18 protein-coding genes are annotated in these 25,778 nt (G+C 70.1%); 4 read left to right on the top strand and 14 right to left on the bottom strand.

Translation table 11 applies throughout. The features are described from left to right. Nucleotides 1-17 precede the first annotated feature (17 nt). The 3 genes from ACZ69M_RS21450 to ACZ69M_RS21440 all read right to left on the bottom strand — a co-directional run bounded on the left by ACZ69M_RS21450 (nt 18) and on the right by ACZ69M_RS21440 (nt 2,836). Nucleotides 18-1,355 carry an ATP-binding protein gene (locus tag ACZ69M_RS21450; protein ID WP_470051891.1) on the bottom strand — a complete coding sequence of 446 codons (1,338 nt, stop codon included), beginning with the start codon at nt 1,353-1,355 and terminating at the stop codon, nt 18-20. After that, on the bottom strand, nt 1,352-2,128 hold the full coding sequence (locus ACZ69M_RS21445; protein WP_470051889.1) for a hypothetical protein: 777 nt from the start codon (nt 2,126-2,128) through the stop codon (nt 1,352-1,354). Before ACZ69M_RS21445 ends, ACZ69M_RS21450 begins: the two co-directional genes overlap by 4 nt. A gap of 201 nt (nt 2,129-2,329) precedes the next feature. Next, on the bottom strand, nt 2,330-2,836 hold the full coding sequence (locus ACZ69M_RS21440) for a protein-tyrosine phosphatase family protein (RefSeq protein ID WP_079065052.1): 507 nt from the start codon (nt 2,834-2,836) through the stop codon (nt 2,330-2,332). A 97-nt stretch (nt 2,837-2,933) separates the two neighbouring features. Here ACZ69M_RS21440 and ACZ69M_RS21435 point away from each other — a divergent pair, with 97 nt between their 5' ends. After that, a complete protein-coding gene (locus ACZ69M_RS21435; protein WP_403699451.1) occupies nt 2,934-3,737 on the top strand; it encodes a nuclease-related domain-containing protein in 804 nt (267 codons plus the stop codon). 100 nt (nt 3,738-3,837) lie between these two features. On the opposite strand, the gene ligD is transcribed toward ACZ69M_RS21435, so the two are convergent. Continuing rightward, nucleotides 3,838-4,704 (bottom strand): non-homologous end-joining DNA ligase, encoded by an 867-nt coding sequence (gene ligD, locus ACZ69M_RS21430; protein ID WP_470051887.1) that lies wholly within the window; start codon nt 4,702-4,704, stop codon nt 3,838-3,840. Between the two features lie 196 nt (nt 4,705-4,900). On the opposite strand from ligD, the gene ku reads away from it, so the two are divergent. Further along, nucleotides 4,901-5,995: a non-homologous end joining protein Ku gene (ku, locus tag ACZ69M_RS21425; RefSeq protein WP_470051885.1), complete on the top strand. Its 1,095-nt coding sequence runs from the start codon at nt 4,901-4,903 to the stop codon at nt 5,993-5,995. A 76-nt stretch (nt 5,996-6,071) separates the two neighbouring features. Here the strand turns inward: ku and ACZ69M_RS21420 are convergent, their stop codons facing one another. The 8 genes from ACZ69M_RS21420 to ACZ69M_RS21385 all read right to left on the bottom strand — a co-directional run bounded on the left by ACZ69M_RS21420 (nt 6,072) and on the right by ACZ69M_RS21385 (nt 22,210). Continuing rightward, nucleotides 6,072-7,832, bottom strand: a complete 1,761-nt coding sequence (locus tag ACZ69M_RS21420) for a beta-ketoacyl-[acyl-carrier-protein] synthase family protein (RefSeq protein ID WP_470051883.1) — start codon at nt 7,830-7,832, stop codon at nt 6,072-6,074. A gap of 261 nt (nt 7,833-8,093) precedes the next feature. Beyond that, nucleotides 8,094-9,179, bottom strand: coding sequence for a 2,3-diaminopropionate biosynthesis protein SbnA (gene sbnA, locus ACZ69M_RS21415; RefSeq protein ID WP_470051881.1), 1,086 nt, complete (start codon nt 9,177-9,179; stop codon nt 8,094-8,096). A 157-nt stretch (nt 9,180-9,336) separates the two neighbouring features. Continuing rightward, nucleotides 9,337-10,431 carry a 2,3-diaminopropionate biosynthesis protein SbnB gene (gene sbnB / locus ACZ69M_RS21410; protein WP_470051879.1) on the bottom strand — a complete coding sequence of 365 codons (1,095 nt, stop codon included), beginning with the start codon at nt 10,429-10,431 and terminating at the stop codon, nt 9,337-9,339. Continuing rightward, nucleotides 10,428-11,432, bottom strand: coding sequence for a TauD/TfdA family dioxygenase (locus tag ACZ69M_RS21405; protein WP_470051877.1), 1,005 nt, complete (start codon nt 11,430-11,432; stop codon nt 10,428-10,430). The genes sbnB and ACZ69M_RS21405 overlap by 4 nt, the downstream gene beginning before the upstream one ends. Before the next feature lie 93 nt (nt 11,433-11,525). Beyond that, entirely contained in the window at nt 11,526-14,774 is a 3,249-nt protein-coding gene (locus ACZ69M_RS21400) for a non-ribosomal peptide synthetase (protein ID WP_470051875.1), read from the bottom strand. Continuing rightward, nucleotides 14,771-17,353: a Pls/PosA family non-ribosomal peptide synthetase gene (locus ACZ69M_RS21395; RefSeq protein WP_470051873.1), complete on the bottom strand. Its 2,583-nt coding sequence runs from the start codon at nt 17,351-17,353 to the stop codon at nt 14,771-14,773. The genes ACZ69M_RS21400 and ACZ69M_RS21395 overlap by 4 nt, the downstream gene beginning before the upstream one ends. A gap of 929 nt (nt 17,354-18,282) precedes the next feature. Next, entirely contained in the window at nt 18,283-20,241 is a 1,959-nt protein-coding gene (locus ACZ69M_RS21390) for an N-acetylmuramoyl-L-alanine amidase (protein ID WP_470051871.1), read from the bottom strand. Between the two features lie 370 nt (nt 20,242-20,611). After that, nucleotides 20,612-22,210: a M1 family metallopeptidase gene (locus tag ACZ69M_RS21385; protein ID WP_470051869.1), complete on the bottom strand. Its 1,599-nt coding sequence runs from the start codon at nt 22,208-22,210 to the stop codon at nt 20,612-20,614. Between the two features lie 207 nt (nt 22,211-22,417). On the opposite strand from ACZ69M_RS21385, the gene ACZ69M_RS21380 reads away from it, so the two are divergent. Together ACZ69M_RS21380 and ACZ69M_RS21375 are read left to right on the top strand one after the other, a co-directional pair. Continuing rightward, nucleotides 22,418-23,257, top strand: coding sequence for a patatin-like phospholipase family protein (locus tag ACZ69M_RS21380; RefSeq protein WP_470051867.1), 840 nt, complete (start codon nt 22,418-22,420; stop codon nt 23,255-23,257). A gap of 442 nt (nt 23,258-23,699) precedes the next feature. After that, complete coding sequence (locus ACZ69M_RS21375; RefSeq protein WP_470051866.1) at nt 23,700-24,203, top strand: CAP domain-containing protein; 504 nt, start codon at nt 23,700-23,702, stop codon at nt 24,201-24,203. 259 nt (nt 24,204-24,462) lie between these two features. Here ACZ69M_RS21375 and ACZ69M_RS21370 read toward each other — a convergent pair whose 3' ends face one another. Together ACZ69M_RS21370 and ACZ69M_RS21365 are read right to left on the bottom strand one after the other, a co-directional pair. After that, the gene (locus ACZ69M_RS21370; protein WP_470051864.1) at nt 24,463-24,966 is read right to left on the bottom strand and encodes a hypothetical protein; all 504 of its coding nucleotides are present in this window, start codon (nt 24,964-24,966) and stop codon (nt 24,463-24,465) included. 195 nt (nt 24,967-25,161) lie between these two features. Continuing rightward, complete coding sequence (locus tag ACZ69M_RS21365; RefSeq protein WP_470051862.1) at nt 25,162-25,647, bottom strand: DUF2269 family protein; 486 nt, start codon at nt 25,645-25,647, stop codon at nt 25,162-25,164. Nucleotides 25,648-25,778: the final 131 nt, after the last annotated feature.

Here is a 25,778-nt window from a genome sequence, read left to right as displayed (position 1 = left end):
CGGGGACGCGAGGACGCTCAGCGTGCCCCGGTCGGCCCTTTCTCACCGGTCGGGCCGGGCGCGCCGCGCTCGTCCTGAGGAAGCGTCAGCGTCGCGATCGCACCGCCCTCGGGAGCGTTGGCGAAGACCAACCGCGCGCCCAGCACCTCCGCCTGGCCGAGCGCGATCGTCAACCCCAGCCCATGGCCCTTCGAACCGCCCTCCGTTCGGAACCGCTGCGGCCCGTGCTCCAGCAGGTACTCCGGATAGCCGCTGCCGTGGTCCCGCACCGTCACCACCGGGCCGTCGACGGTGAGCACCACCGGTTCCGCCCCGTGCTTGTGCGCGTTGGCCACCAGATTGCCGAGCACCCGCTCCAGACGGCGCCGGTCGGTCTCCACCCGGACGCCACCCACGACCCGCACCTCGGTCTCGGTGCCCGACGCCCGTACCACCCGCTCGGCCAGCGGGGCCAGCGGCTCCGAGTCCAGCTCCAGCAGCTCCCGCCCGGCGTCCAGCCGGGAGATCTCCAGCAGGTCCTCGGTGAGCGTCCGCAGCGTGGCCACCCGGTCGCGGACCAGCTCCGTCGGCCGGCCCGGCGGCAGCAGCTCCGCCGCCGCGTGCAGCCCGGTCAGCGGGGTGCGCAGCTCGTGCGCCACGTCCGCGGTGAAGCGCTGCTCGCTCGTCAGCTTGCTCTGCAGGGAGGACGCCATCGTGTCGAGGGCCCCGGCGACCGCGGCCACCTCGTCCTGGGGGCCGGCCGGGTACCGCGTACGGGGGTCCACGGCCGTACGGGGATCGTTGACGCGCGCGTCCAGGTCGCCCGCGCTGATCCGCCGGGCCACCTGTGCCGTCGCGTGCAGCCGACGAGTCACCCGCGTCACCGCGAACACTCCCACCAGCAGGGTCGCGCCGATCGCCAGCGCCGAGGACCACACGATCGACCGGTCCAGGGCGTCGATGGCGTGCGCGCCCTGCGAGTAGTCGAACTGCACGGCGAGCGCCCGCCCGCGGCTCGCGGGTCCGGCCGCCCACATGGTGGGGTGCGGGTCGTTGTCCCCGACCATCGTGCCGCGGTGCCCGTCCGTCGCCAGCTCGCGCAGCGGCGCCGGCAGGCCCGGGAGATCCAGCCCCGCGCCCGGCGGCAGCCGGTCGCCCGCCTCGTAGGCCGCCGTCACCTCCGCCAGCCGGTCGAGCGCCCGGCCGCGGGCCTCGCCGACGGTCTGGTTGGTCACCGAGACGTGCACGAGGACGCCGAGCAGGGCGGCGAGACCGCAGCACATCACCGTGATGAAGGCGGCGGCCTTCCAGGTGAGGGTGGCGGCCCAGTGGGGGAGACGGCGGGGCGACCGGAAGCGGCGCGGGGGCAGCCTCATGGAGTGCTCGCGGCGGTCGACGGCGTGGGGGAGGGCGAGACCGGCGGGGCGGGGGGTGCCGAGGGGACGGGTGCGGTGGTGCCGCGCCTGGCGGGGCTGGGCGTGCCCACCCGGAGGATCTCGTCCCGGGTCGCCAGCATCGCGTGCTGGTGCGGGTCCCAGGTCCACACCGTGCGGTACTCGTAACCCGGCAGGGTCGAGGGCGAGCGGATGATCACGTCACGGCCCGCGATCTCGACGCTGATCGTGCTGTCCACGGTGCCCATGATCTGGACCAGCTTGTGGTGCTCGAAGGTGTACACACGCACCGCCAGCTGATTCTGCGGAAAGCGGATGCCGAGCACCAGGTCGTCCTTCCGGTCACCCGTGAGATCACGGTAGTACGCATGGAGGATCGGGCACTTCCCGCCGAGCGTGTCCTCGCCGGTGCAGTACTTGAGCTGCTGGGCCGCCTCACGGTACGGGGCGTGGACGGCGCTGTACGCGTCCGGGTGGCGGCCGACCTCGGCACGGAACACGGCGATCGGGTCCACCTTGTGGATGTCGTCGCCCGGTGCCGTGATGCCCGTGACCGTCTCGGTGTCCGCCTCGCCGTAGTCGAGGGCGGCCGTCGACGCGGGCGGCAGCTCGGGCCAGAGCCGGGCCGGGCCGACGGCGGTGGGCGTCGCCCCCGCGCCCCGGAGGGCGCCGGAGTCGCCACAGCCCGCCACGGCCGCCGCCAGCAGGGCGACGAGGGCGGCGAGCACGAGACGGCTGGGCCGGGTGGGGGTCACTGCGCTCCTGCGTCCGGGCCGGCCTCGATCCGGGGCCAGGGGGACGGCTCGGTGCGCGAGGTCGGCGTGAAATCGACGAAACCGACGGCCTACACCATATTCGTAGGGAAGTCCTTTTTGTTCGCGGGTGGGGTCGGTGGGGCCGGTGAGGGCGTGACGGCATGAGGGCGCGACGGTGTGAGGGAGTGGGGCCGGGGGGGGCTACTCCGCCAGTTCCTCCAGGAGGCGGGCCGTGGGCAGACCGGCGCGCAGGTACTCCACGAACAGTTCGTTGTGCAGGGCCCAGGGCGAGCGGCGGCTGCGGATCAGGCGGATCGCCTCGTCGGAGGTGTGCCCCGCGAGGACCAGCGCGTGCGCGACCACGAGCCCCGAGCGGTTGTAGCCGTGGTAGCAGCGCACCAGGACCCGGCGCCCGTCCTCCAGCGCGTCGTCCGCGGCCCGCGCGAGCCGGATCACTCCCGCGAGCTGTGTCCCGTCCAGGGGACCGTCCGGAATCGGCCACACATGGTGCTCGACGCCCGGGTCGGGGCCGTGCCCCGGCAGCCGCAGCAGCGTCAGGACCAGGTCGAACTCATCCCTCACGACCGCGAATTCCGGCTCGCCGGCACGCCCGGCGAACGCGTGTCCGCCCATCCACAGGCCAGGCACGATCTCGCTCCACGGGCTGTCCGGAGCGGGCACATCGGGTTGCTTTCTGCGAGTCCGCAACAGCGCCTCCCACAACTCCCCCAACTGCTCACAAAGGTAACCGGGTTCTTGCCCCTGGAGCACCCCGCCTGTTCCCATGGTCATGGGGTGATGGTGCATGAACGGACTGCGCGTCATACCGACCTGGCGCCACGGGCAGGAGCGCCTGTACGTGTGCCTGACCGACGGGAGGAACGTCGCCTGGTACGACCGTGAGGCAGCCCGCGTCAATCTGCTCAGCGAGGAGCGGCGGGAGGACGTGCTCGACGTGCTCGGCCCGTTCCTGACCGGCCCGGTGACGGTGGGGCCTCCACCGGTCCCGACCCCCGCGGAGCTGGCCCGGCTGACCCTCCACCCGGACGACGACCTCGCGCCGAACCGGCCCGGCGAGGCGCTGGTGATCGACCTCGACCGTGACCCGGGACCGGCGCGCCGCCTGCGGCCCGACCCGCGGCGCCGTGCGCTCGCCGCCGAGCAGGCGGTCGGGGAGGCCCTGGACCGCCTGGAGGGCGCGGGCTGGCACACCGTCCACTCCATCCCGCTCCCTGGCGGCGACCGCGTCCACCACTTGCTGATCGGCCCCGGCGGGATCTTCGCCCTGCGCTCGCTGTACGCCCGCAAGCAGCGGGTTCTCGTCGCCGACCCCATGGTGACCGTCGGCCGCCGGGAGCCGTATCCGCTGCTGCGCCGGGTTCGTGCCGACGCCGACCGGGCCTCGTACGCGCTGACCGCCGAGGTCCACGCCGTCCTGGCGGTGGCCGGCCCCGCCGACCTCGACGTCCTCGCCCCCCTCCGCGAGGTCCGCGTCTTGCAGGACACCGACCTGTCCTCGCTGGCCCGCCTCGGGGGTGTCCTGAAGCCGGCGGACGTGGAGGCCCTGCATGCGATGGCCCGCGACCGTCACACATGGCTACGGACGTGACTCCGTAGCCCTGGATCGCTGCGTGCCGGTGTCTGTTCGGCTGTGGGTGGGTGTGGGCCGGTCGCGCAGTTCCCCGCGCCTCTGAAGACCCCCTGGTGGGTCAGGGGGGCGGGGTGAGGAGGGGGGTGAGGAGATCGCCGTGTCGGTGGAGGCGTGGGGCGATGTCGTCGGCGTGGAAGACGAGCCCGGACGGGTCCCCGCAGGACGCGACCTCGTCCCAGGTGACGGGGGCGGACACGGTGGGCGCGGACCGCGCACGCAGCGTGTACGGCGTGGCCGTCGTCTTCCGCGCGGCGTTCTGACTGTGGTCGACGAACACCTTCCCGGGCCGCAGACTCTTGGTCATCCGGTGCGTGACGAGCGCCGGCAACGCCCGCTCCGCCTCCACGGCCAGCTCCTTCGCATACGCGCTGACGTCCGAGGACGGCACCCGCACCACCGGCGCCAGCAGATGCAGCCCCTTCGACCCGGACGTCTTCGCGTACGCCTCGATCCCGTCCACAGCCAGCCGCTCCCGCAGCCACATCGCGACCTCGCAGCACTCGACGACCGTCGCCGGCGCCCCCGGGTCGAGGTCGAACACGAGCCGGTCGGCCAGACCGGGCGCGTCCACCTGCCACTGCGGCGTGTGGAACTCGGTGACGAGGTTCGCCGCCCACATCAGCGAGGGGAGGTCCTGGACCAGGACCATCCGGGCGGGGCCCTCCGTCCGGGGGACCTCGGCGGTCCGGACCCAGTCGGGGGTGCCGGGCGGCACGTTCTTGGTGAAGAAGACCTGTCCGTCCGGCCCGTCGGGGTAGCGGAGGAAGGAGACCGGCCGGTCGTGGAGGTGCGCCAGCAGGGGTTCCGCGACCGTCGCGTAGTAGTGCAGGACCTCACCCTTGGTGAAACCCGTCGCGGGGTACAGCACCTTGTCCAGACGGGTGAGCGCGAGCCGCCGTCCCTCCACTTCCGTGATCGGCGTCATACGACGAGAGTCGCATGAAATCGGTATCAAGGCGCCCAGGTCACCCCCCCGCTCCCGTGCGGATGTGAGGTCGCGCACACCCGTCTAGCCTGGCTCTCAACCGCACCCGCGACCCGATTCAGCAAGAACCCGCGTCAGCAGGAACCCGCGCCACTGAGAACCCGCGTCAGCAGGAACCACCAGGAAGGTGCCGCACGTGCGATCCATCTGGAACGGCGCCATCTCCTTCGGTCTGGTCAGCATCCCGATCAAGGTCGTGAACGCGACGGAGAGCCACTCGATCTCCTTCCGCCAGGTCCACCTGGACGACGGCGGCCGCATCCGGTACCGCAAGTTCTGCGAACTGGAGGACCGCGAGGTCACCACCGGTGAGATCGGCAAGGCGTACGAGGACGCGGACGGCACGCTGATCCCGATCACGGACGAGGAGCTGGCCGCGCTGCCGATCCCCACCGCGAGGACGATCGAGATCGTGGCGTTCGTGCCGGCCGAGCGGATCGACCCGCTCCAGATGGACACGGCGTACTACCTGGCCGCGAACGGCGTCCCCGCCACCAAGCCGTACGTCCTGCTGCGCGAGGCGCTCAAGCGCAGCCAGAAGGTCGCCGTCGCGAAGTTCGCACTGCGCGGGCGGGAGCGGCTCGGCATGCTGCGCGTGGTGGACGACGTGATCGCCATGCACGGGCTGCTGTGGCCGGACGAGATCCGGTCCACGCAGGAAGTCGCCCCGGACGCGAGCGTGACCGTACGGGACAAGGAACTCGACCTGGCCGACGCACTCATGGACACCCTCGGCGAGGTCGAACTCACCGAATTGCACGACGACTACCGCGAGGCCGTCGAGGAACTCGTCGCCGCCAAGGCCTCTGGCGAACTCCCGGCCGCACCGCCCGCCGGAGAGCGGGCCGGCGGCAAGGTGCTCGACCTGATGGCCGCCCTGGAGAAGAGCGTGCGCGCGGCCAAGGTGTCCCGGGGTGAGGAGACGGACGAGGAAGCCGGGGCGCTGACCGGCGCATCCGCCGAGGTCACCCCGCTGCCCTCGCGCAGGTCGGCCCGTACGGCGCCCAAGGAGGTCGGCGGGAAGAAGTCCACGTCGACCGCGAGGAAGACGGCGGCGAAGAAGACGGTCGCGAAGTCCACGGCGAAGCCGACGGGCCAGGCGGCCGGCAAGGCGGCGGCCACCAAGTCCACCGCGAAGAAGACGGCGGCCAAGAAGACGACCGCCAAGAAGGCGACGGGGAAGAAGACGGCCACGAAGAAGGCCACCCCGCGGGGGCGCGCCTCGGCCTGACCGCCCCGGGGCACCCGCGGGCCCCGGAGCCCCGTCACCTCGTACGGCTCACCTCGTCCGGCTCACCCCGTCCGGCTCACCCCGTACGCCGCAGGGCCAGCACCGCATTGTGCCCGCCGAACCCGAACGAGTTGCTCAGGGCGAGGTCGCCGAGCGCGGGCAGCCGGCGGGGGTTCTTGGTCACCACGTCCAGGTCGATCGCGTCGTCCTGGTCGTCGCAGCCGATGGTGGGCGGGATGAGGCCGTGGTGGAGGGTGAGCACCGTGGCGACTGCCTCCACACCGCCCGCCGCTCCCTGGAGATGGCCTAGGTGGCCCTTCAGCGCGGTCACGGGCACGCTCCCGCCGAGCACGGCGCGCAGCGCGCTCGCCTCGGCGAGGTCGCCGTCGACCGTGGCGGTGGCATGGGCGTTGACGTGGACGACGTCCACGACATGGGCACCGGCGTCGTGGACGGCCCGGCGCAGTGCCAGCGCCACGCCGCTGCCGGACGGGTCGGGGGCGGCCATGTGGTGGGCGTCGGCGGACAGTCCCCAGCCCGCGGCCTCGCAGTAGACGCGCGCGCCGCGTGCCCGGGCGTGCTCCTCGGCCTCCAGGAGCAGGAAGCCCGCGCCCTCGCCGTTCACGAAGCCGTCGCGGTCGCTGGCGAACGGCCGGGAGGGGCTGATGGCTCCGAGCTCGTGGGTGGAGAGCGCGCGCATGGCGGCGAACGAGGCCATGATCGCGGGGGTGACGACGGCTTCTGCGCCCCCGGCGAGGGCGACGTCCACCCGGCCGTACCGGATGCGGTCGATGGCCTGTCCGATGGCCTCGGTGCCGGAGGCGCACGCGCTGGTCACGGTGCGGGCCTCGCCGGTGATGTGCAGTGCGAGCGACACCTGGGAGGCGGCCTGCGAGGGCACGGTCATCGGAGTGGTGAGCGGGGAGACCGCACGCGGCCCCTTGTCCCGCAGCTTGCGGTCACCGCCGACGAGCACGGAGGCGTCACCGAGGATGGCCCCGACCGAGACGCCGACCCGCTCGGGCGCCAGCCCGCTCTCCGTCGTGCCGGCCGGGTCGAGCCCGGCGTCCTGCCAGGCCTCCCGGGCGGCGAGCACCGCGAACTGGGCGGACCGATTCATCCGCCGCGCCTGCGGCCGGGGCAGCAGTCCGACGGGGTCCACGGGCACGCTGCCCGCGACTCGCACGGGCAGTTCGGCGAACTCCTCGCCCTCCAACTCGCTTATCCCGCACCGGCCCTCGACCAGGCCCCGCCACAGCTCCTCGACCCCGACACCGAGCGGCGTCACGGCACCGAGCCCGGTGACGACGACCCGGCGGGGTGCGTACACCTCGGCGGCCCGCCTCGGGCGCGGGTAATGCCGTACGACATGTCCTTTGTGTGTGACTTGTTCGGCCAGGTCCCGCAGTTCCTCGTCGGGGACGGGATCCTCGGCCCGGCGGTCCAGGTCCCGGTACCAGTGACCCCACCTGCGGGTGTACGACTCCTCGACGGCCCGGGGGTCCACGGCGCGCAGTGAGGTGATGCGGTCGCCGTCCCGGAATTCCACCGGGCCGAGGTCGGTGGAGGTGATCTCGGGAATTGCCCCGACATCCATTCGGCGGCAGGCCGTGGCCACTTGGTGACCGCGTTCGAATATCTCGTGGTGATCAATTCCGCCGAGTGGCGGCCGCAATGTCAGGCGAATGGTGTGGGGAGTCTCGGGCAGGGTGTGCATCACCACGTACCAGGTGTTCTCCGCCACATCCTGTTCGGACAGGGCGATCAGTTCACCAGGGATCACTTCGGCGACGGTGACGGCGTGGGGCTGTACGGGAACGTCGGACGAACGGCGCATGGGGAGCGATTGCTTTCTGTGGGGATTTCCGTCCCCAACTTTCGGTGACAATGTAGGAATTGCCTAGATGTCCCCATCACATAGTGGGCAACGTCACCGAAAACAGTGATCAGTATTTCGCTCCCGTACCTCCCCTACCGCGCCTGGTCGGACAACCGAATCCCGTGGCCGCCGAGTTCGTCGAAGTACCGCCCCGGTGTGGGCGGCCCGGGCCGCGGGGCCCGGCGCGTGCCGGACCCCGCCCACCCGCGAAGACGGGCGCTAGCTCTTACGGTCCTGGAGCTGAGGGCGTTGGCTTTTGCCGCGCTCGCTGTCCTGGAGGTCGACCGTCCGGCCCCACCGCGTCGGTGGCGTGGGGGAGGGCGCCCAGGAATCGGCGGCGATCTCCTCGGAGTTGAGGACGTTGTCGCCGTAGAGATCACGCAGCCAGCTGGCCTGGTAGATGGTGTCGAGGTAGCGCTCGCCGAGGTCCGGACCAATGGCCACGGCGGTGAGTTCGCGTGCGTCGTGCCGGCTCAACCAGTCCGTCGCGCCGCTGACCACCGTGCCGGTGGAGCCGCCGAACACGAAACCTCTCCTGGCCAGCCGGTGGCAGGTACGGACGGTGTCCCTCTCCTCGACTCGTATCACTTCGTCCACGTAGGACTCGTCGAGCAGGGGCGGGCGCATGCTCATCCCGAGGCCCGGAATCATCCGGCGGCCGGGCGGACCGCCGAAGGACACCGAGCCCACGCTGTCCACCGCGACGACCCGCACCGGACGGTGCCACTCCCGGAAGTAGCGCGCGCAGCCCATCAGCGTGCCGGTGGTGCCGGCCCCGACGAACAGCACGTCCAGCTGCGGGAACTGACGGGCGATCTCCGGCGCCGTCCTGCGGTAGTGCGCCTTCCAGTTGCTCGGGTTGGTGTACTGACTGAGCCACACGTACCGGTCGTCGGAGGCGCAGAGGGCCCGCACGTACTCGATCCGCGCGCCGAGATAGCCGCCGTTGCTCTCCTGCTGACCGGCGATCATGTGCACCTGGCTGCCCAGGGCCTCCATCATCATCCTGGTCGACAGGTTGCCGCGGGAATCCGTCACGCAAAGGAACCGGTAACCCTTGCTCGCCGCGATCATGCTGAGCGCCACGCCGAGGTTCCCGGACGAGGATTCGACCAGGATCGAATCCGGCTTCAGAACTCCGTCCCGCTCGGCGGCCTCCACCATCTCGATGGCGGCCTTCAACTTGATCGAGCCGGCGAAGTTGAATCCCTCGCACTTCAGGAAGAGAGAGTGCCCGATGATCGCCCGGAGGTCGACATAGAGATCCTCTTCGTTGTAGGCCTGGGGAACGGAAATGACGGGCACGACGGTCTCCTCAATCTGGAGCAGAGCACTTTCGGAATGTCCGTCCGACCGTGGGCGGGCTTCTTCGCTTTTTCGGGCGGGAGGCCGTGTCCATCCGGGTCGGACAGGGCCCTGCGTCAGGGGCCGCTGTCTTCTGCGGCCTAGGGTCGAGGCCGGCTCATCCGTACCGGCTCAGTTCGTGGAAGAAGTCGTCGACGACGTGCAGTTCTCCGCAGCGGACCACTTCGTCGTAGACGTACTTGCCGACCGCGAGGTCGAGCACCCCGAGGCCGAAGGGTGAGAACACCACCGGCCGGTCCGCCGGCACGGTCACCCGTCCGGCCATCACGTCGTCCAACGTGCCGTGCACGAAGTCCCGGTTGCCCGTGAGCTGCTCGACCAGATGCGGCGAGGTGTCGGCCTTCAGGCAGTGCTCGATGTCGTCGACGATGTTGGTCGAGGCGAGCAGGATCTCCGGCGCGAGGTCGCGCAGCGACACATGCAGTACCACAGGGTTGTGTTCGAACCAGGACAAATCGCTGACGTGCGGCTGCCCGGCGACAGTGGCGAAGACCACCAGGTCGCTGTTGCGGATCAGCTGCTCGGCGTTGTCGTGCACGGTGATCCGGCCGGTGGCACCCGACTGTTCCAGGTAGCACCGGAAACCCGCCGCGCTGTCGGCGGACAGGTCGTGCACACCGATCTCGTCGAACGACCAGCCGGTGCCGGCCAGGAACGTGTGGATGTACCGGGCGATCAGGCCCACCCCGAAGAAGCCGACCCGCGCCGGTCGCGGCCGGTCATGGCTGAGCCGGTCGGCGGCCGCCGCGGCCGACGCGGCCGTCCTGGTGGCGCTGATGATCGAGCTTTCCAGGCAGGCGAACGGGTAGCCGGTGTCATGGTCGTTGAGGATCAGTACGGCCGAGGCCCGGGGGACACCGGCCGCCACGTTCTGCGGGAAGCTGGAGATCCACTTCAGGCCGTCCACCTGTACCTCCCCGCCGATCGAGGCGGGCAGCGCGATGATCCGGGAGGACGGACGGTCGGGGAACCGCAGGAAGTACGACGGCGGGTTCACCGAGTCACCGGCGCCGTGCACCCGGTAGGTGGCCTCGACCAGCTCCACGATCTGCTTCTCGTGTCCGCGCAGCGCGCGCTGGACCTGGGCGCCGGGGATCACCGCGAACGGCGGCACGGTGATCGGCGCGGCCGGCGCGGACTTCGGCGCGGATTTCGGTGCGGATTCCGGCGTGGTGGAACGGGTGGTGGTCATGACGCGGTCACCTCGACGGTCGGGGAGCAGTCGGTCAGACGCACCGGGTCGGCCAGGGCGACGAGCACTTCGCGTGGTCCCTCGAAGGGCTCCCTGCTGTGCGCGGTGCGGATGTTGTCGACGAGCATCAGGTCGCCGGCCTGCCACGGTTCGCGTGCGGTGTGGGCCTCGTAGACGCTGTTGAGCAGCTCCACGACGTCCTCGCCGATCGGGTCGCCGTTGCCGAAGCGGGTGTTGAACGGCAGCCCGTCGGCCCCGTAGACGTCCATCAGGTACTCACGGACCTCGGGGGCCATCGTCCACTCGTTGAGGAACGCGATCTGGTTGAACCAGCAGCGGCGGCCGGTGACCGGGTGGCGCACCACGGCGCTGCGGCGCTGCCGGGTGCGCAGCCCGCCGTCCGGCTGCCATTCGAACGCGATGGCGTTGGCGCGGCAGTAGCTCTCGACGGCACCTCGGTCCTCGGTGCCGAACGCCTCGGCGACGGACGCCCCGATCTCGTCGTTGTAGCTGCGGGTGAGCAGCCAGCCCTCGCGCTCGAACCGCCCGGTCAGCTCGGCGGGCAGCGCTTCGAGCACGGTCGGCGCGTCGGCCACCGCGGTCGCCCCTCCGTCGGTGGGCGCGCTCAGGCAGGCGAACATCATCAGGCTGGGGAACTCGAGCGTGTAGCTCAGTTCGTGGTGCATGCACATCGGCTGGTTCGGCGGCCACTTCGTCGAGGAGTACACGCCGTCGGAGTAGGTCCGTCGCGGTGCGAAGACCTCTTTCTCGGTCATCAGGCCGGTGGCGAGCTTCGAGAAGACAGCACTGGTCTCGGCCGCGTCGCGCAGCCCGAGACCGCGGACCAAAACGCAGCCGTGCTCGGCGACGACGGTGCGCAGCGCGTCCCGGTGCGCGGCGGTCCAGCCCGCCGCGCCACCGGTGACCTCGGCCCGCAGAAGCGGAGGTCTGCCGGGCTGCAGTTCCACGTCGACCATCGACGCCGTGGAAGTGGACGACATCTCGGTTTCCTTTCCGTAGCCACTCAGTCGGTTGTCACTCGGGTCAGTCACTCGTCGGTTGTCATTCGTCGGTTGTCACCTGTCAGTTGTCACTCAGGAAGGAGCGAACAGTTCGGCGGCGCGCAGAACGGCCTGTGCCGCGTCGGCCGGACGGGTGCGCGGGAAGTAGTGGCCGCCGTCGGCGAGCTCGTGCAGGTCGACCTGTTCGGCCAGGAGCTGCCAGTCGCGGTAGCGGTGCGGGTGGTCCGCCGTGCTCGGGTCGTCGGCGGCGACGACCACGGTGACCGGAGCGGACAGCTTCGGCGTCGGCGGGTTGTCCAGGAGGTCGGCGAAACAGCGGTGTGCGGACACGCAGTCGTGCCGGTAGGCGGCACCCACGTGCTCGGCGTGCCGCGCGTCCAGCTCGCCGAGTTCGGTGTACCCGCCCGCCGCGCTCAGCTTCGCGGCGATCGCGGCGTCACTCAGTTGCGTCAGCTCGTCGATGGCGGCGCGCCGCCGGGCGGCGTCGCCGAGCAGTTGCGCGCCGAGGAACACCCGCTGGACGTCCACCCCGCGCTCCTGGAGCCTTCTGGCCGTCTCCACGGCCGGCGCGGCGCCCGAGGAGTGACCCCACAGCAGGATCCTGGTCAGGCCACGCCGGACGATCTCGTCGACGACCTGTTCGACGACCTGTTCCATCGGTGCGAACGGTTCGCGGTCGGCGGCCACGTCGTGACCGGGCAGCTCGACGGCGTAGACGGCGGGCCCGCCGGGTGGCAGCGCCCTGGCCAGCGGCTGGAAGTTCACCGCGTTGCCGCCGGCGTACGGGAAGCACACCAGGGCCCCGCCCCGCGCGTCGTCCGATTCCGACAGCGGGTGCAGCAGCCCGGGGCGCCGCTGTGACCTGCCGTCTACCAGCGAGGCCAGGTCGGCGAGGACCGGGTGACGGGTGACGTCCTTGAGGGACACCGCACGATCCAGGGTGATCGCGAGCTTCACCGCCGAGAGGGAGGTGCCGCCGCGGTCGAAGAAGTGGTCGCTGCGTCCGATCCGGTCCTGTGGGACGCCGAGAACCTTCGCCCAGGCGGCCGCCAGCCGGTGTTCGGTCGGTGTGGTCGGCGCGTGGTAGTCGTCCTGGACCACGTCGAGCTCGCCGGCGAGCGCCTGCAGGGTCTTCCTGTCGATCTTGCTGTTGGCGGTCAGCGGCAGGCTTTCGCGCCAGTGGAAGGCCGACGGGACCATGTACTCGGGCAGCGACTCGGCGAGCCGGGCCGGCAGGGCGTCGCCGTCGAGGGCCCGCGGGCCCGAGTAGAACGCCACCAGGTGCTTGCTCTGATCGGCCCGCTCGGCGACGACCACCGCGCCGTCGCGCACCCCCGGCACCCGCAACAGGGTGTTCTCGATCTCGCCGATCTCGATCCGGAAGCCACGGATCTTGACCTGGGTGTCCCGGCGGCCGAGGAACTCCAGCTTGCCCCCGGGCTGCCAGCGGCCGTAGTCGCCGCCCCGGTAGAGCCGGGCGCCCTCACGGTGTGGATCGGCCAGATAGGCCTGCCGGGTGCGCTCGGGGTCGTTGATGTACCCGCGGCCGACGCAGACGCCGGAGAACACGATCAGACCGGGGGCGCCGAGCGGCACCGGGGTGAGGTGTTCGTCGACGACGTAGACGCGCACGTTGTTGACCGCGCGGCCGAGCAGGATGCGCTCCGGCGCCCGGTCCATGACCTCGTGGTTGGTGTCGTCCGAGGTCTCGGTCAGCCCGTAGGCGTTGACCAGCTTGATCCCGGGCTGGACGGCGAACCAGCGCTCCGTGAGCTCCTTCTTCAACGCCTCGCCGGTGACCGACACGCATCGCAGGTCCGGCAGCTCGCGGGGGTGCTGCCGCAGACAGGACACGACGACGTCCAGGTACGAGGGCACGACCTGGAGGACGGCGACCCGGCCTTCGACGATCTTGTCGACGAACCGCTGGACGTCGAGGATCACCTCCTGCTCCACCAGCAGGGTCTGCCCGCCGACCAGGAGCCCCGACACGAGTTGCCACAGCGAGATGTCGAAGCACTGGGGCGCGGTCTGCGCGACCACCTGTCCCTCGCCGAGTCCCAGATCGTCGATCTTGGCGTAGAGGTGGTTGAGCATCCCCTCGTGCTCGCACATCGCGCCCTTCGGCTCACCCGTGGAGCCGGAAGTGAAGTAGATGTAGGCGAGTTGGTCCGCTGCTACGGGCACGCCCGGATCGTCGTCGGCGTGGTCCTCCGCGTAGGCCGCGTCGATGAGGACCTTCCCGACCCCGGGCAGGGACTCCAGGGCCTGGTCGAGGGTGGTGGTGCTGCCGTGCTCGGTCAGCACGAGGGCGCACTCGGCGCGAGTGAGGGTGGTGGCGATGCGGCCGGCCGGGAAGTGCGGCTCGATGGGCAGGTACACCCCCCCGGCCTTGAAGACCGCCAGCACGGCGGCCGGCCAGTCCAGGTTGCGTTCGGTCACCACCGCGACCACGCCCTCGCGGCGCAGCCCGCGCGCCAGCAGCGCGCGTGCCAGCCGGTTGGCCCGGGCGTTGAGTTCGCGATAGGTCCATCGCCGTTCACCGTGTACGGCCGCGACGGCGTCCGGGTGTTCCCGCACCCGCTGTTCGAACAGCTCGTGCATGCGGCGGTCGGGCAGCTCCCGGTGGGGTCCGGCGAGCCCTTCGAGCTGGAAGTGGAGTTCCTCGGCGGAGAGCAGGATCTGCCGTCCGTGCTCGGCATCCGGACCGACGGCGATCCGGGCGAGCGCGGTGACGTGGTAACCGGCGATCCGGGCGGCGCAGTCCGCGTCGAGTACGTCGGTCCGGTACCGCAGCCGCAGCACGAGCCGGTCGTCCCGCCACGAGAACCCGATCCACATCACGGTGTCCTCGGCCAGGTCACCGCCCACACCGCCCGGATCGAAGACGGCCTCGAACGGCGCTTCGGTCAGGCCCAGTTCGCGCCTGAGGTCGTCGACCGGGAAGTCCTTGTGCGACAACAGCTCCGACGCGGCCCGATGGGCGTTCAGCAGCAGCTTCCGCCACGTCGGGGGTTCGGTCGTCAGGCGGCAGGGCAACGGTCGGCCGCCGTCGGCGGGGACATAGCCGGACACGACCTCGCGCTCACCGGACAGCGCGGCGAGCACCTTGGCGTGCGCGGTCAGCAATACCGAGTCGAGCGGTACCGCCAGGTCCTGCGCGAGCCCGCGCAGCGGTCCAATGATGTCCTCCGGGACCGTCGTCTCGTGGTCGGCGACGCCCGCCACCGGCTGGGGCGTCCACCGCGGCACCCCGGTGAACCCTCCGGCCACGAGCTGACCGCGCCAGAACTCCCGATCGGCTTCCACTTGCACTCTCATCGCATCTTCCCGTGTGACTGGGCCTGCAGGCCGGAACGGTCACGCTGTGCGTCGTACGCCAGTGCGGCAGGCTGATAGGGGGCCTCGCGCGTTTCGGCCGCCGGATTTCCGCCCCACCGGGCGCGCTCCGGGACTTCCTCGCCCTTCATGAGGAAGGAGTCGGGGGCGAGCTCCGCGCCGTCGCCCATCGTCACGCCGTAGTGGACGTGGGCGCCGACACCGAGCGTGGAGCCGGCGCCGATCGTGCTGCGGTCGGACTTGAAGGTGCCGTCCTCCTGCGAATGGCACTGGATCTTGCTTCCCGCGTTGAGCGTGCAGTCGCTCCCGATGGTGGTGAGCATCCGCTCCGTCAGGTGGCACCCGTCGTCGAAGACCCTGCTGCCGATTCGAACGCCCAGCATCCGCCAGATCAGGCTCTTGAAAGGAGTCCCGTTGAAGATGTTGAGGTAGTTCTCCGGCACCTTCCAAAGGCGCTCGTGCCACCAGAAGTACGGTTCGTAGATGGAACACAATTGCGGTTGCAGTCCGCGGAATGCGGCAATACTGCGTTCCACCAGCACGAAGTAGAAAGGCGTGAAAGCAAGGCTGAACACCAGGAACGCGGCGATCAGCACATGACCGTACGAGTCGTACAGATCGACATCGGCGAGAGCGACCACCGTGAGGACGAAGAAGTAGATCCACCGCACCATCAGGAACAGGGCGATCGAGCGGAGGTTGTAACGATTCTTTGCGGCGAGACTGCGACGGAACTCCTCGCCGCTGCGGAGATGGTCGAACCGTGAGTCGCGCTCGACCGTCCGGGGAATCTCGAAACACGGCGAGCCCAACAGACCCACCCCCTCGCGCACCTCGCCTTCGAGCGGAATCATCACCTTCGTCGCGAGGAGGCAGTTCTCGCCCGTCCTGGCTCCCGACGGATAGGCGATGTTGTTCCCGATGAAGTTGCGCGGTCCGATCGAGGCCTTGGACACCCGGAAAGAGGAGCTCGAATAGTCCGCGTTGATGATGGAGAGCCCGTCGGCGACCATCGTGCCGCTGCCGACCGAGCACAGATACGGGCTCTCGTGCTGCACTTCCGTGCCGAAATTCGACCCGGTCTGTTCGATCCGGGACAAGTCGTATCCGAGGCCGCGCAGATAGTAGACGATGAAGGAGCTGTCACCGAGCAGCCATTTGAAGAACTTGATGTTGGTCATGCGCCCGATCGCGCGGAACGTCGAGTAGTGGAAGCCGTACAGCGGATAGACCTTCTCCGGCTTGATGACCAGGTTCAGCAGGCGCGGAAGGGTGAACAGCACCGCCAGGCCGAAGACGACGAAGCCGAAGAACAGCACGAAGGACAGCGCCAGTGCGTCGCCGTAGAGACCCGGTGAGGTGAAGCCCACCGAACCCGGGCCCAGCCGGTCGTGCAGCGCCGGAATCAGATCGATCAGCATGTACGCGCCCCCGACCATCAGCGGCACGTAGAGGAAGAACACCTGAAGCAGGGTGACGAAGCCGAAGCCGACCCGGCGCAGTGTGCCGCACGCGGTCGATTCGACCCTCACGTAGTCGTGCTCGGTGGGCTGTGCCGGGGATCCGTGCCACTGCTGACCGGCCGGGACCGTCTGGCCGCTGTACAGCGTGGACGTGTGGCCGAGCTGCGCCCCGTCGCCCATCGACGTGTCGATGTCGAGCACGGTCTTCTCGCCGATGAACACGTCCCGGCCCAGGGTGACCCGGCCCGTCTGGATACGCCCTGCGTGCGCCCGGTAGCAGTGGAAGAACGAGTCCTTGCGGATCAACGTTCCGGCACCGATCGTGAGCAGGTCGGGGCAGGCCGGAGTCTGGCGGGAGAGGATCGTGACCCCCTTGCCGATCCGCGCGCCCAGGGCGCGCAGGTACAGCACGTACAGGGGATTGCCGACGAAGAAGATCATCGGGTTGGCGTGGATCAGCGCCTTGACCGTCCAGAAGCGCAGATACGTCAGGCCCCAGATCGGGAACTCGCGCGGTTTCCACCTGCCGACGAGAATCCATTTCGCCACGATCGGGAAGGTGCACAGAGCGACGAAACCGATGGAGCCGAAGACGAGCGATCGCATATAGATGCCGAACGCGTTCGAACCGGCGGACACCCATCCGTAGCCCCGGTCGGCGACAATTGCGGCGAGGAAGGAATATCCCATGAAGAACAAGAACTGAAGCGCTCCACAGAGGACGTACAACGCCGTTCCGGCCCGCGTCACCACCGTGGCCGGCGCCGGAACCGACGGCTCCACCGGAAGCGGTTCGGCGTCCGCGAGCCCCGTCGCCAGGCTTCGGATCGTCGGGTGCCGGTAGATGTCCTTCATCGACGCCGAGGGGAGATCCGGCCGCTTCCTGATTCGTGCGCAGAATTGGGCCATCACCAATGAGTTGGCGCCGAGGTCGTTGAAGAAGTGACTCTCGACCGATACTCGTTCGACGTCGATGACGCCGGCCAACACCTCGGCGAGCTCCTTCTCGATGTCGCTCTTCGGTCCGGTGCACTCACGCTTGTCGAGTGAGGATTCACCCGGATCAGGCGTCAGGACTTCGACGGACTTCTCCTCCATAAGAGCTCCTTGAGGAACTTTCGAACGCAGCCTGTCAATACGGCCGACGCCCTGCACGCGCGCTTTTCAATGGCCGGAGCAAGTAATCCGGAGGCCATGAGGTCGGGATCTGTTGTCCGGTGACAAAACCGGCCCGGTCACAGGACCGTTGCCTCAGTCTTAGCCGCCCATCCGTGGCGCTGCCACTCGAACCGGATCGTGTCGGTATGGCACTGGCCTTCGACGGCGTCAGGGGGTTCTCGTTGCTGACGTCCGATGCCCGCGGCACAGAGCGGTCGACACCCGTTTTCACCCCTCCTCCGTGATCCCGATCGACGGGCCGACGAGGAGTTGCGCACGGGATTCGCCTTACTGCGTACGAGTGGCGTGTATCTGATCCGGAAGGGCGGGCGGAGACGCCACCGACGGGGTCGGGACGCGGACGTGGAGGCTCTGGGCGGGCGGAGATCCGCGAGGACGTGGAGATCGGTGGAGGCGCGGAAATCTGTGGAGATATGGAGGAGGGGCGCGGCGCGGCCGGGCCTGCGGCCGTTCACGGGCGCGAGGAGAGGGCGCGGGGGCGCCCACGAAGAGAACTGCCACCGGGCACCCCATCACGCCGGGGCCGCCGGGCACTCCGTCACGCCGGGGCCGCCGGGCACTCCGTCACGCCGTGCGAGCTGCGGGGTACCCCAGCACGTCTGAGCGTCCGGGTACCCCGTCATGTCCGAGCCGCGGGGTGCCCCGTCACGTCGTCCGAGCCGCCGGGTACCCCGTCATGTCCGAGCCGCGGGGTACCCCGTCACGTCCGAGCCGCCGGGTACCCCAGCACGTCTGAGCGTCCGGGCACCCGAGTGCCTCCGAGCCGCTCGGCACCCCACGTATGCCTGAGCCGGAGGCGTCCACGTGGATGCCTCCGGCTCGGACTGGGACCCCTTTATGGCTCAGCTCTATTGCCCAGCGGGGGGCGCCGCGTGTCCCGACGGCGCCTTCTCCTTGCCGGGTACACGCACCAGGTCCACGTCGCTCGCGCGGACGTAGGCGATCCGGTGGCCGAACTGGATCTCGTAGTACTCCTCGCGCCCCGTCACCACCAGGCTCGGTGTGTCACTGAAGGTCGATCTGTCGATATAAGAACCGACAGGCCGAGACTGCGCCACGTACCGCTGGCCCGCGAGGAGGGTGTACGGGAGCGGGGACGCGGACTGCTGTTCCACTCCCTCCGGGTAGGCCTCCTCCTCCGGGAGAGCGCGCCCGAACACCGGGATCTCGCTCAGGCCCTCCTTCGGAGTCACGAACCGGCCGCTCGCGCCGACGGCCGTCGGATGGTTCTTCGGGTTCTTGAACCACGCCTTGTGGCCCTGGTACCAGATCGCCGTCCAGTCGCCGCTGCGTCCGGCGACCGCGTAGGTCTGGCCGGCGGAGACCCGGGACCCCAGGTCGTTGACGTCCTCCGTGGAGTCCTCGCCTTCGGGGCGCCGGCCCGGGTCCTGGATCAGTGGCGCGTGCTCGTCCGGCTCGGTGTGCAGGCGGACGGCGCTGGAGCCGTGCGGTGCGCACTTCACACCGCTCTTGGTGCACCCCGTGAAGAGCGGCTTGTGGGTGGCGAAGTCCGGCAGCACGGTCACCAGGTCGCTGTCGGGCCCGGCCGTGGCACGCAGGGGCGCGCCGAGGAGGTCGAAGTAGTGCCGCCAGTCCCAGAAGGGACCGGGGTCGTCGTGCATGTCGGGGATGCTCGAGGTGGTCGGCGCCGCCACGTTGTCATGCCCGAAGATGTGCTGACGGTCGAGCGGGATGTCGTACTTCTTCGCCAGGTAGCGCACCAGTTTGGCCGAGGACTGGTACATCTGCTCCGTGTACCAGGCGTCGGGCTGCCTGAGGAAACCTTCATGCTCGATGCCGATCGAACGGGCGTTCACGAACTGGTTCCCGGAGTGCCAGGCCACGTCCTTGGTCCGGATGTGCTGGGTGACATGGCCGTCCTTGGAGCGGATCGAGTAGTGCCAGGACGCCTCCGTCGGATCCTGCACGGTCTGACGCATGGACGGCAGGCCCGCCTCCGTGTCGTGGATGACGATGTACTCGATCTTCTGGTCCCTGGGCCGGTCGGCCAGGTCGTGATTGCCGTAGTCGCCGTTGTCGTCGTACTCGACGTACGGCGCGGCGAGCCAGTCACAGGTCAGCTCCGCGGGACACTCGACCTCCTTGGGCCGCCGTGCCGCCTCGGGGTGAGGGGTGCGGGGGTGTACGCCCGGGCTGGCGGGGAGGGTGACCTGCTGTCCGGAGTCGGTGGTGCGGTGCGCGCCCTTGCGGATCACCGCGAAGACGTTGTTCGCGTACTCCGCCGCCGACGCGGTGTCGCCGGTCCCCGGGAAGCGTGCCACCGCCTCCCACCAGTCCGCCGGGTTTGCGCTGAGCGGTTTGCCGAGCTGCCGTTGTGTCTCCGCGAGGAGCGCCGCACCTCCGCGTACGTTGGCCTCGGCATCGGTCCGCAGCCGCGCCACCGGGGCTCCGATCAGGCCGGCGGCCCGGCGCAGGTCCGCGGGCTGCGCGGAGTGTCCGCCCGGGGAGCCCGCCGCGGGCGAGGCCGAGGACCCCGCCGCGGCCGCGGGCGGCTGGGTGCCTCCGCGGTGCGACTCCGACGGAGCCGGTGTCGGGGACTTGCCCTTGGCCTGGCGGGCGTCGACCAGGTGCATCGGCCCGTAGCCGCCGACGACGCTCGGGGTGCCCGGCCGGGCGTCCCATCTCGACTGCAGGTAGGACACGCCCAGAAGCACACTGCGCGGCACGTGATATTCGTTCGCTGCGTCCGTGAAGACGTTCTGAAGCTGGCGGTCGGCCGATGTCCCTCCGGCGCACGCCGCCGGGCCGGCCAGCAGCGGCATCAGGAGCGCCGCGGAGGCGGTCATGCGGACTGTACGGCGGTGCTCACGTGGGGAGTTGGGGACACGGGGGGCGACACGTCTTCTCATCGCAAGGGTCTCCAATCATGCTCGTCGCAATCAGGACAAAGGAGTTGCCCTCTGCATCACCCCCCGTACGTTTCCGTGCCCGACACGCCCCGTCGCGCCAAGCGTCACTGGTGTGGCCCAGCCACCCGGCAGAGGCCACCCGGTCGGCGGCAGAACGTCCGCCCCGGCGGGGAGTCGACGCGAGCCCGCCGCGGCACGCGGGAGTCCCGTCGTACGGGGCGCGTGGGAGCCGTCGTGCGGGGCGCGTGGGAGTGCCGCCGTACGAGGCGCGGGAGTGCCGCCGTACGGGGGGGGGGGAGGTGACGGCTCAGTCCTGGACCGGGTCCACCTGCCAGTCGGGGTGTCCCGGCATGGGAGGGGTGCGGTCCCCGTACAGCCACGGCGTCAGGAACGGCTTCAGGTCCTCGCCCGCGACCTCGGACGCCAGCGCGACGAAGTCCTGGGTACCGGCCGCCCGCCCCTGGTACTTCGTCACCCAGGACCGCTCGATCTTCTCGAAGGCCTCCTCGCCGACCTTCTCCCGGAGGGCGTAGAGCACGAGCGCCGAGCCGTCGTACCGCACCTGCTTGAACAGGGCCGCCCCCGTGCGGGGTTCGGCGGGCGCCCCGTCGTCGTGACGCCACTGGCCGTGCTGCTCGTACGCCGCCCGCATCGCGGACTCGATGCTGTCGCCGTCGTGCGCCTCGGAGTAGAGACGCTCGTAGAAACGGGCGTGACCCTCGCTCAGCCACAGGTCGGACCACCGCCGGATGGCCACGCTGTCACCGGTCCACTGATGGGTCAGCTCGTGTACGAGGTCGCGCTCGGCGTCGACCCGGTCACCCTGTAGGTCGCCCTTCGGCACAAGGGACAGCGACTGCGTCTCCAGCGCCACCGGCAGGTCGGTGTCCCCCACCAGCACGCCGTAACGGCGAAAGGGGTACGGGCCGAGCCGCTGTTCCAGCCAGGCCAGGTGCTCGGGCGTGAGTGCGCGATAGGCCTTGGTCTCGGCGACCAGGTCACCGGGGACCACGTCCCGGACGGGCAGCCCGTGTGGACCGGTGCTCTCGACGAACGTGAACTTTCCGATCGCCATCTGCACCAGCTGCGCCGCGACCGGCTGCTCGGAGTCGTACGTCCACAGGACCCGTCCGTCGGGCCGCGGGGCGCGCTCGACGAGCCGCCCGTTGGCGACCGCGCTGACACCCGGTGGAGTGGTGATGAGGAAGGTGACCGGCGCCCGCAGGCTCGGATGGTCGTTCGCCGGGAAGATCATCTTGGCCCCGTCGGGCTGCGGATAGAGCACGGTGCCGTCGGGCGTGGGCACCCAGCCGTAGTCTCCGATCGCGTCGCCGCGGTGCCTTCGCTGTGTCGGGTCGGCGGTGTAGGCGACCCGCACGGTGAACGCGCCGCCCTTGGGGATCGGCTTCGCGGGTGTGACGACGAGTTCGTCACCGTCGCGCACGGTCCTCGCCGGTACGTCGTCCACGGTGACCGAGTGCAGCGTGTTGCCCGCGAAGTCGAGGTCGAAGCGGGACAGTGCCTGCGTGGCGCTCGCGCCGATGGTCGTACTGGCGTCGAAGCGCGTCCTGGGCGCCCGCCAGTCGAAGGCGAGCGTGTAGCGGCTGACCGTGTACCCCCCGTTGCCGTCGAGCGGCAGAAGCGGGTCGCCGATACCCGGGGCACCGGGTGATCCGGCGGAGGCGGTGGTGCTGGAGGGGGCGGTGGTGGGGAGGGTGCCCGGGCGGGCGGGGGAGGGGTGGTCTCCATGGGGGAGGGCGCCGACGAGGACGACGGCACCGCCGATCCCGACGGCGCCGGTGAGGGCGAGGAGGAGGGCCGTTCGGCGGGTGCGGGGGCCCGGGAGGCCACGGAGACCCCGGGGGCCACGGGACTGACTCGACTGCCGGGGGTCGTGGATCTCCATGGCCGCACTATGTCAGCAGGATCAGCTCATAACCGACTATTTCGGCTCACGTCCTCGTCGGTCACCTCATGGCCGGTCGCCTCGTGCGGGTACTGCGGCTGGTCACCGCGATGGGGTGCGCCATCAGAAACGGGGATAGCTCCCCGGTTACGTGCTAGCGTCGGAGCGAGAAACGGGGATCGGTCCCCGTTGGTGGGGAGGGTGGACGTGGCGGACACGGCGCTGGTGTTGGGCGGGGGCGGCCTGACCGCGTACGCATGGCAGGTCGGCATGCTGGCGGGGCTGGCCGACGCCGGGCTGGAGCTCGGGGGTGCCGACGTGCTCGCCGGCACGTCGGCCGGCTCGCTGCTCGCCGTGGAACTGGCCGTGGGAGCGGCGCCCGCCGACCTGTACGAGGTCCAGGTCGCCCGGAAGCGAGCCATGATGGAGGTGGACTTCACCTTCTTCATGACGGTCAAGTACCTGTGGGCGGCGCTCGGTTCGCGCGATCCGGCGACCGTGGTCAAGCGGCTGGGCCGGCTCTCCCTGAACGTGCGCGACGTGACGGAGGCCGACGTGTTCGACGCGATCCGCCCCCAACTGCCGGTTCAGGACTGGCCGGAGCGGCATGTGCGGCTGTTCGCGGTGGATGCGCTCACCGGCGAACCGACCGGCTTCAGCGCCGACAGCGGCGTCGACCTGGTGACGGCGATGTCGGCCACGTGCGCACTGCCACCGCTGTTCCCGCCGATCACGATCGGGACGGGCCGCTGGATGGACGGGGGCGTACGTTCCACGACCAACGCCGACTTGGTGCACGACTGCCGACGGGTTGTGGTCCTGGCCCCGGTCCCCGACGTGCCGGGCGCGACCCCGAGCGCCTTCGATCAGGTGGCCTCCCTCGATGCGGGCGGTACCCGGGCCGCCCTGCTGGTCCCGGACCGAGCGGCCCGCCGCGCGTTCGGCCGCAACGCGCTGGACGCGTCCCGCATTCCGGGCGCGGCCCAGGCAGGCCTACGCCAGGCGGCCGAGTACGCCGAAGAGGTCCGAGCCGTCTGGCACGGCTGAGCCTCGACCGGGTGCGAGATCCGGGTCGGGAGACTGCGGTCGCCCGAAGCCAACTGGGCCTCGGGGCAGGACGATTGCGTGACGCGGCGGCCGAGCTGAATGTGACGCCGTACCCACTGAACTCACCGCGACCGCACCCGAGTTGCTACTTGGCTTTTCGCCCCCCTCCACGACGTTGACGCCTCGCCGCGGCGGCAGGTGAACCCACAACCCCTGGCCCCCTGTCGCTGTCTCCCGGTCGCTGCACGGGCGCCCCGGGCATAGGCTGGTCGTACCGAATGCGGCCATGCGGCCGCCGACGAGACCACGTTGTCGCCGATGGCTGTTCAGCCACGGTATGAGTCGGCGGTGCGGCTCGCTTCCGTGGCAGCCGTCCTCCACGCCGACACTCCCCAGCAGGCCTTTTCGGCGCTGCTGTTTTTCCTGCGACCAGGGAGTCGCAATGAAGAACCCCACTCTGCTGCACCGTCGCGCCGCGACCCTCGTCGCGGCAGCGCTCTTGACCGGTGGCACGGTACTGACGACGGGCGCATCCGCGACCGTCTCCGAGGTCAGCCCGTCCGATCAGCAGGCCATCGTCTCCGAGACCAACAGCGTGCGCCAGCAGGCCGGTCAGTCGGCATTGACCTGGGACGACTCGCTCGCGAAGGCGGCCCAGGCCTGGGCCGACAACCCGGCGTCCACCGAGGGCGGCAGCCTGCACCACGGCCCGATCAGCAACGCCGCCGAAAACATATCCTCCTCTTCGGCGACCCAGGCCACGGGGCGATGGGCCTCGGAGAAGAGCGCCTACGACGCCGACCCCAACCACGACACCAACAGCCCCGGTTACAAGAAATGGGGTCACTACTACAACATGATCAGCGAGAGGTACGGGAAGATCGGCTGCGGCACCAAGAGCGGCGTTCCCACCGGCTCGATCACGGTGTGCCAGTACGCACCCTGACGCTGTGTGCGGCAGCCGTGAATACACGTCTCGCCCGAGCTTCAGTGTTCGCGGAGGCCGCATTCAGCCGGGTAAAGAGTTGAGCCCACGGGCAGCGAGCCGGACGGCGGTCGCGTGAGCTGGACGCACGTGGCGCCGGTGGCATCGGTCGCGAGGGTGTCGATACGGACCGCCGGAGCGGGTCGCAGGAACGGCGGGGTGTGCGGTTGGGCCTCGGCCGGTGTGTCGAAGGGTGCGCCTTCGAGGACGGCGAGGGCGATCAGGGTGCCATCGGACTGGGCTCGATCTCCTCGATGGTCAGCCGCCAGTGACGCTCCGCCTCCGCCAGGAGGCTTTTGCCGCCGCGTCCGTGGGCGAGCAGGACATCGTGATGACCGCGTATGTGCCGCGCCATGGCGCAGCAGAGCGGGACGCCGGTGCCATAGGGAGTGTCCACGCGGTTGTGGCCGGCGGCCGGGAAAGAGTCCAGTGCCTCGGACAGGAGCCCGACGGCCGCGTCCTTGACAGACGGCCGTCGGCCGTTTTCAACGAGGTCCAGCAGGATCGGAGTGGCCGCGTAGGCTGCCGGGAACACCATGGCGGCGTGGCCGCAGACGAAGCCACCGCCGGCGAGGAGGGCCGCCGCGTCGCCTGTCTGGTTGGCGGTGGTGGACACCGTCAGCAGCCGCAACGCGTGAGCGACACGCTCAGGATCGTCGCACTGGTGCCAGGTCGGGTTGGGTATCGCCGACCAGTTCACGGCATCGATGGCGTCAAGGGACACGCCCGTATTCGACCACAGGGCGAGTCGTCGACGTCCGTTGCCGATGATGCCGTAGCCCAGTCCGGATCCGGTTTTGACGAAAGCCGTCCGCCGAGGCGTCAACGGTATCGCCGGAGAGATCGTGCGCTGTTGAACAGCACGCGACCGCGTCAACAGCCATCGGCAGCGCCGGGGTGCGCTGCGGTGGCCGAGCCGTCATGCGCCTGTCGTCGAGCCGGGGCGGACGATCATCAGGACCACCACGATCAGCCAGGCGAGGGCGAACAGGCCGGTGATTATCGACAAGCGGGGCAGCCGGGCGATCAGGGCCTGCGTGGCGGTCGGCGTCCGTTCGGGCCTGTCGAGTTCGGTGACCACGTCGTCCTGGATGCCGAGCACCGCGATGCCCAGCAGGACGGCGGCCACCGCTGTCAGAGCCATGGAGGCGATGAGCCAGGCGCTGCCCATCACGCCCATCACCTCGGCGGTGCCGACACCGAAGACCGGTACGGATATTCCGACCACCGAGTAGACCCGGCAGATCCGGTGCAGCAGTCGGACCGATCCCTCGGCCGATTGCTGCCCGGGTCCGTCGGCCAGTGCCTGGCGTGCGGAACGCGGGAACAAGCTCGCCGCAATGGTGACCGGTCCGATGAGCAGGATCGCCGCCAGCACGTGGATGCTGAGCAGGATTTTGGCCATGCCGGTGTCTCCCTTTCGCGCGCACGCTGACGCGGGGCGTCAGGCGCACGGTTTCGGTCTGGTTCGAAGTGGCCCGACGATTGATCGCGGCGTCGCCCGGAGGTCCGGCCGTCCGTTCGACCGGTGCTCGG

The sequence above is a fragment of the Streptomyces sp. NPDC107454 genome (assembly GCF_055582885.1).
This window is presented reverse-complemented; position numbering and strand designations above follow the sequence as displayed.

Excerpts from the sequence above, each read along its gene's own strand:
- ACZ69M_RS21450 (WP_470051891.1), bottom strand. The coding sequence starts at position 1,355 with ATGAGGCTGCCCCCGCGCCGCTTCCGGTCGCCCCGCCGTCTCCCCCAC.
- ACZ69M_RS21435 (WP_403699451.1), top strand. The coding sequence starts at position 2,934 with ATGAACGGACTGCGCGTCATACCGACCTGGCGCCACGGGCAGGAGCGC.
- ligD (WP_470051887.1), bottom strand. The coding sequence starts at position 4,704 with ATGACGCCGATCACGGAAGTGGAGGGACGGCGGCTCGCGCTCACCCGT.
- ACZ69M_RS21420 (WP_470051883.1), bottom strand. The coding sequence starts at position 7,832 with ATGCGCCGTTCGTCCGACGTTCCCGTACAGCCCCACGCCGTCACCGTC.
- sbnB (WP_470051879.1), bottom strand. The coding sequence starts at position 10,431 with ATGACCACCACCCGTTCCACCACGCCGGAATCCGCACCGAAATCCGCG.
- ACZ69M_RS21405 (WP_470051877.1), bottom strand. The coding sequence starts at position 11,432 with ATGTCGTCCACTTCCACGGCGTCGATGGTCGACGTGGAACTGCAGCCC.
- ACZ69M_RS21400 (WP_470051875.1), bottom strand. The coding sequence starts at position 14,774 with ATGAGAGTGCAAGTGGAAGCCGATCGGGAGTTCTGGCGCGGTCAGCTC.
- ACZ69M_RS21395 (WP_470051873.1), bottom strand. The coding sequence starts at position 17,353 with ATGGAGGAGAAGTCCGTCGAAGTCCTGACGCCTGATCCGGGTGAATCC.
- ACZ69M_RS21390 (WP_470051871.1), bottom strand. The coding sequence starts at position 20,241 with ATGACCGCCTCCGCGGCGCTCCTGATGCCGCTGCTGGCCGGCCCGGCG.
- ACZ69M_RS21385 (WP_470051869.1), bottom strand. The coding sequence starts at position 22,210 with ATGGAGATCCACGACCCCCGGCAGTCGAGTCAGTCCCGTGGCCCCCGG.
- ACZ69M_RS21375 (WP_470051866.1), top strand. The coding sequence starts at position 23,700 with ATGAAGAACCCCACTCTGCTGCACCGTCGCGCCGCGACCCTCGTCGCG.
- ACZ69M_RS21365 (WP_470051862.1), bottom strand. The coding sequence starts at position 25,647 with ATGGCCAAAATCCTGCTCAGCATCCACGTGCTGGCGGCGATCCTGCTC.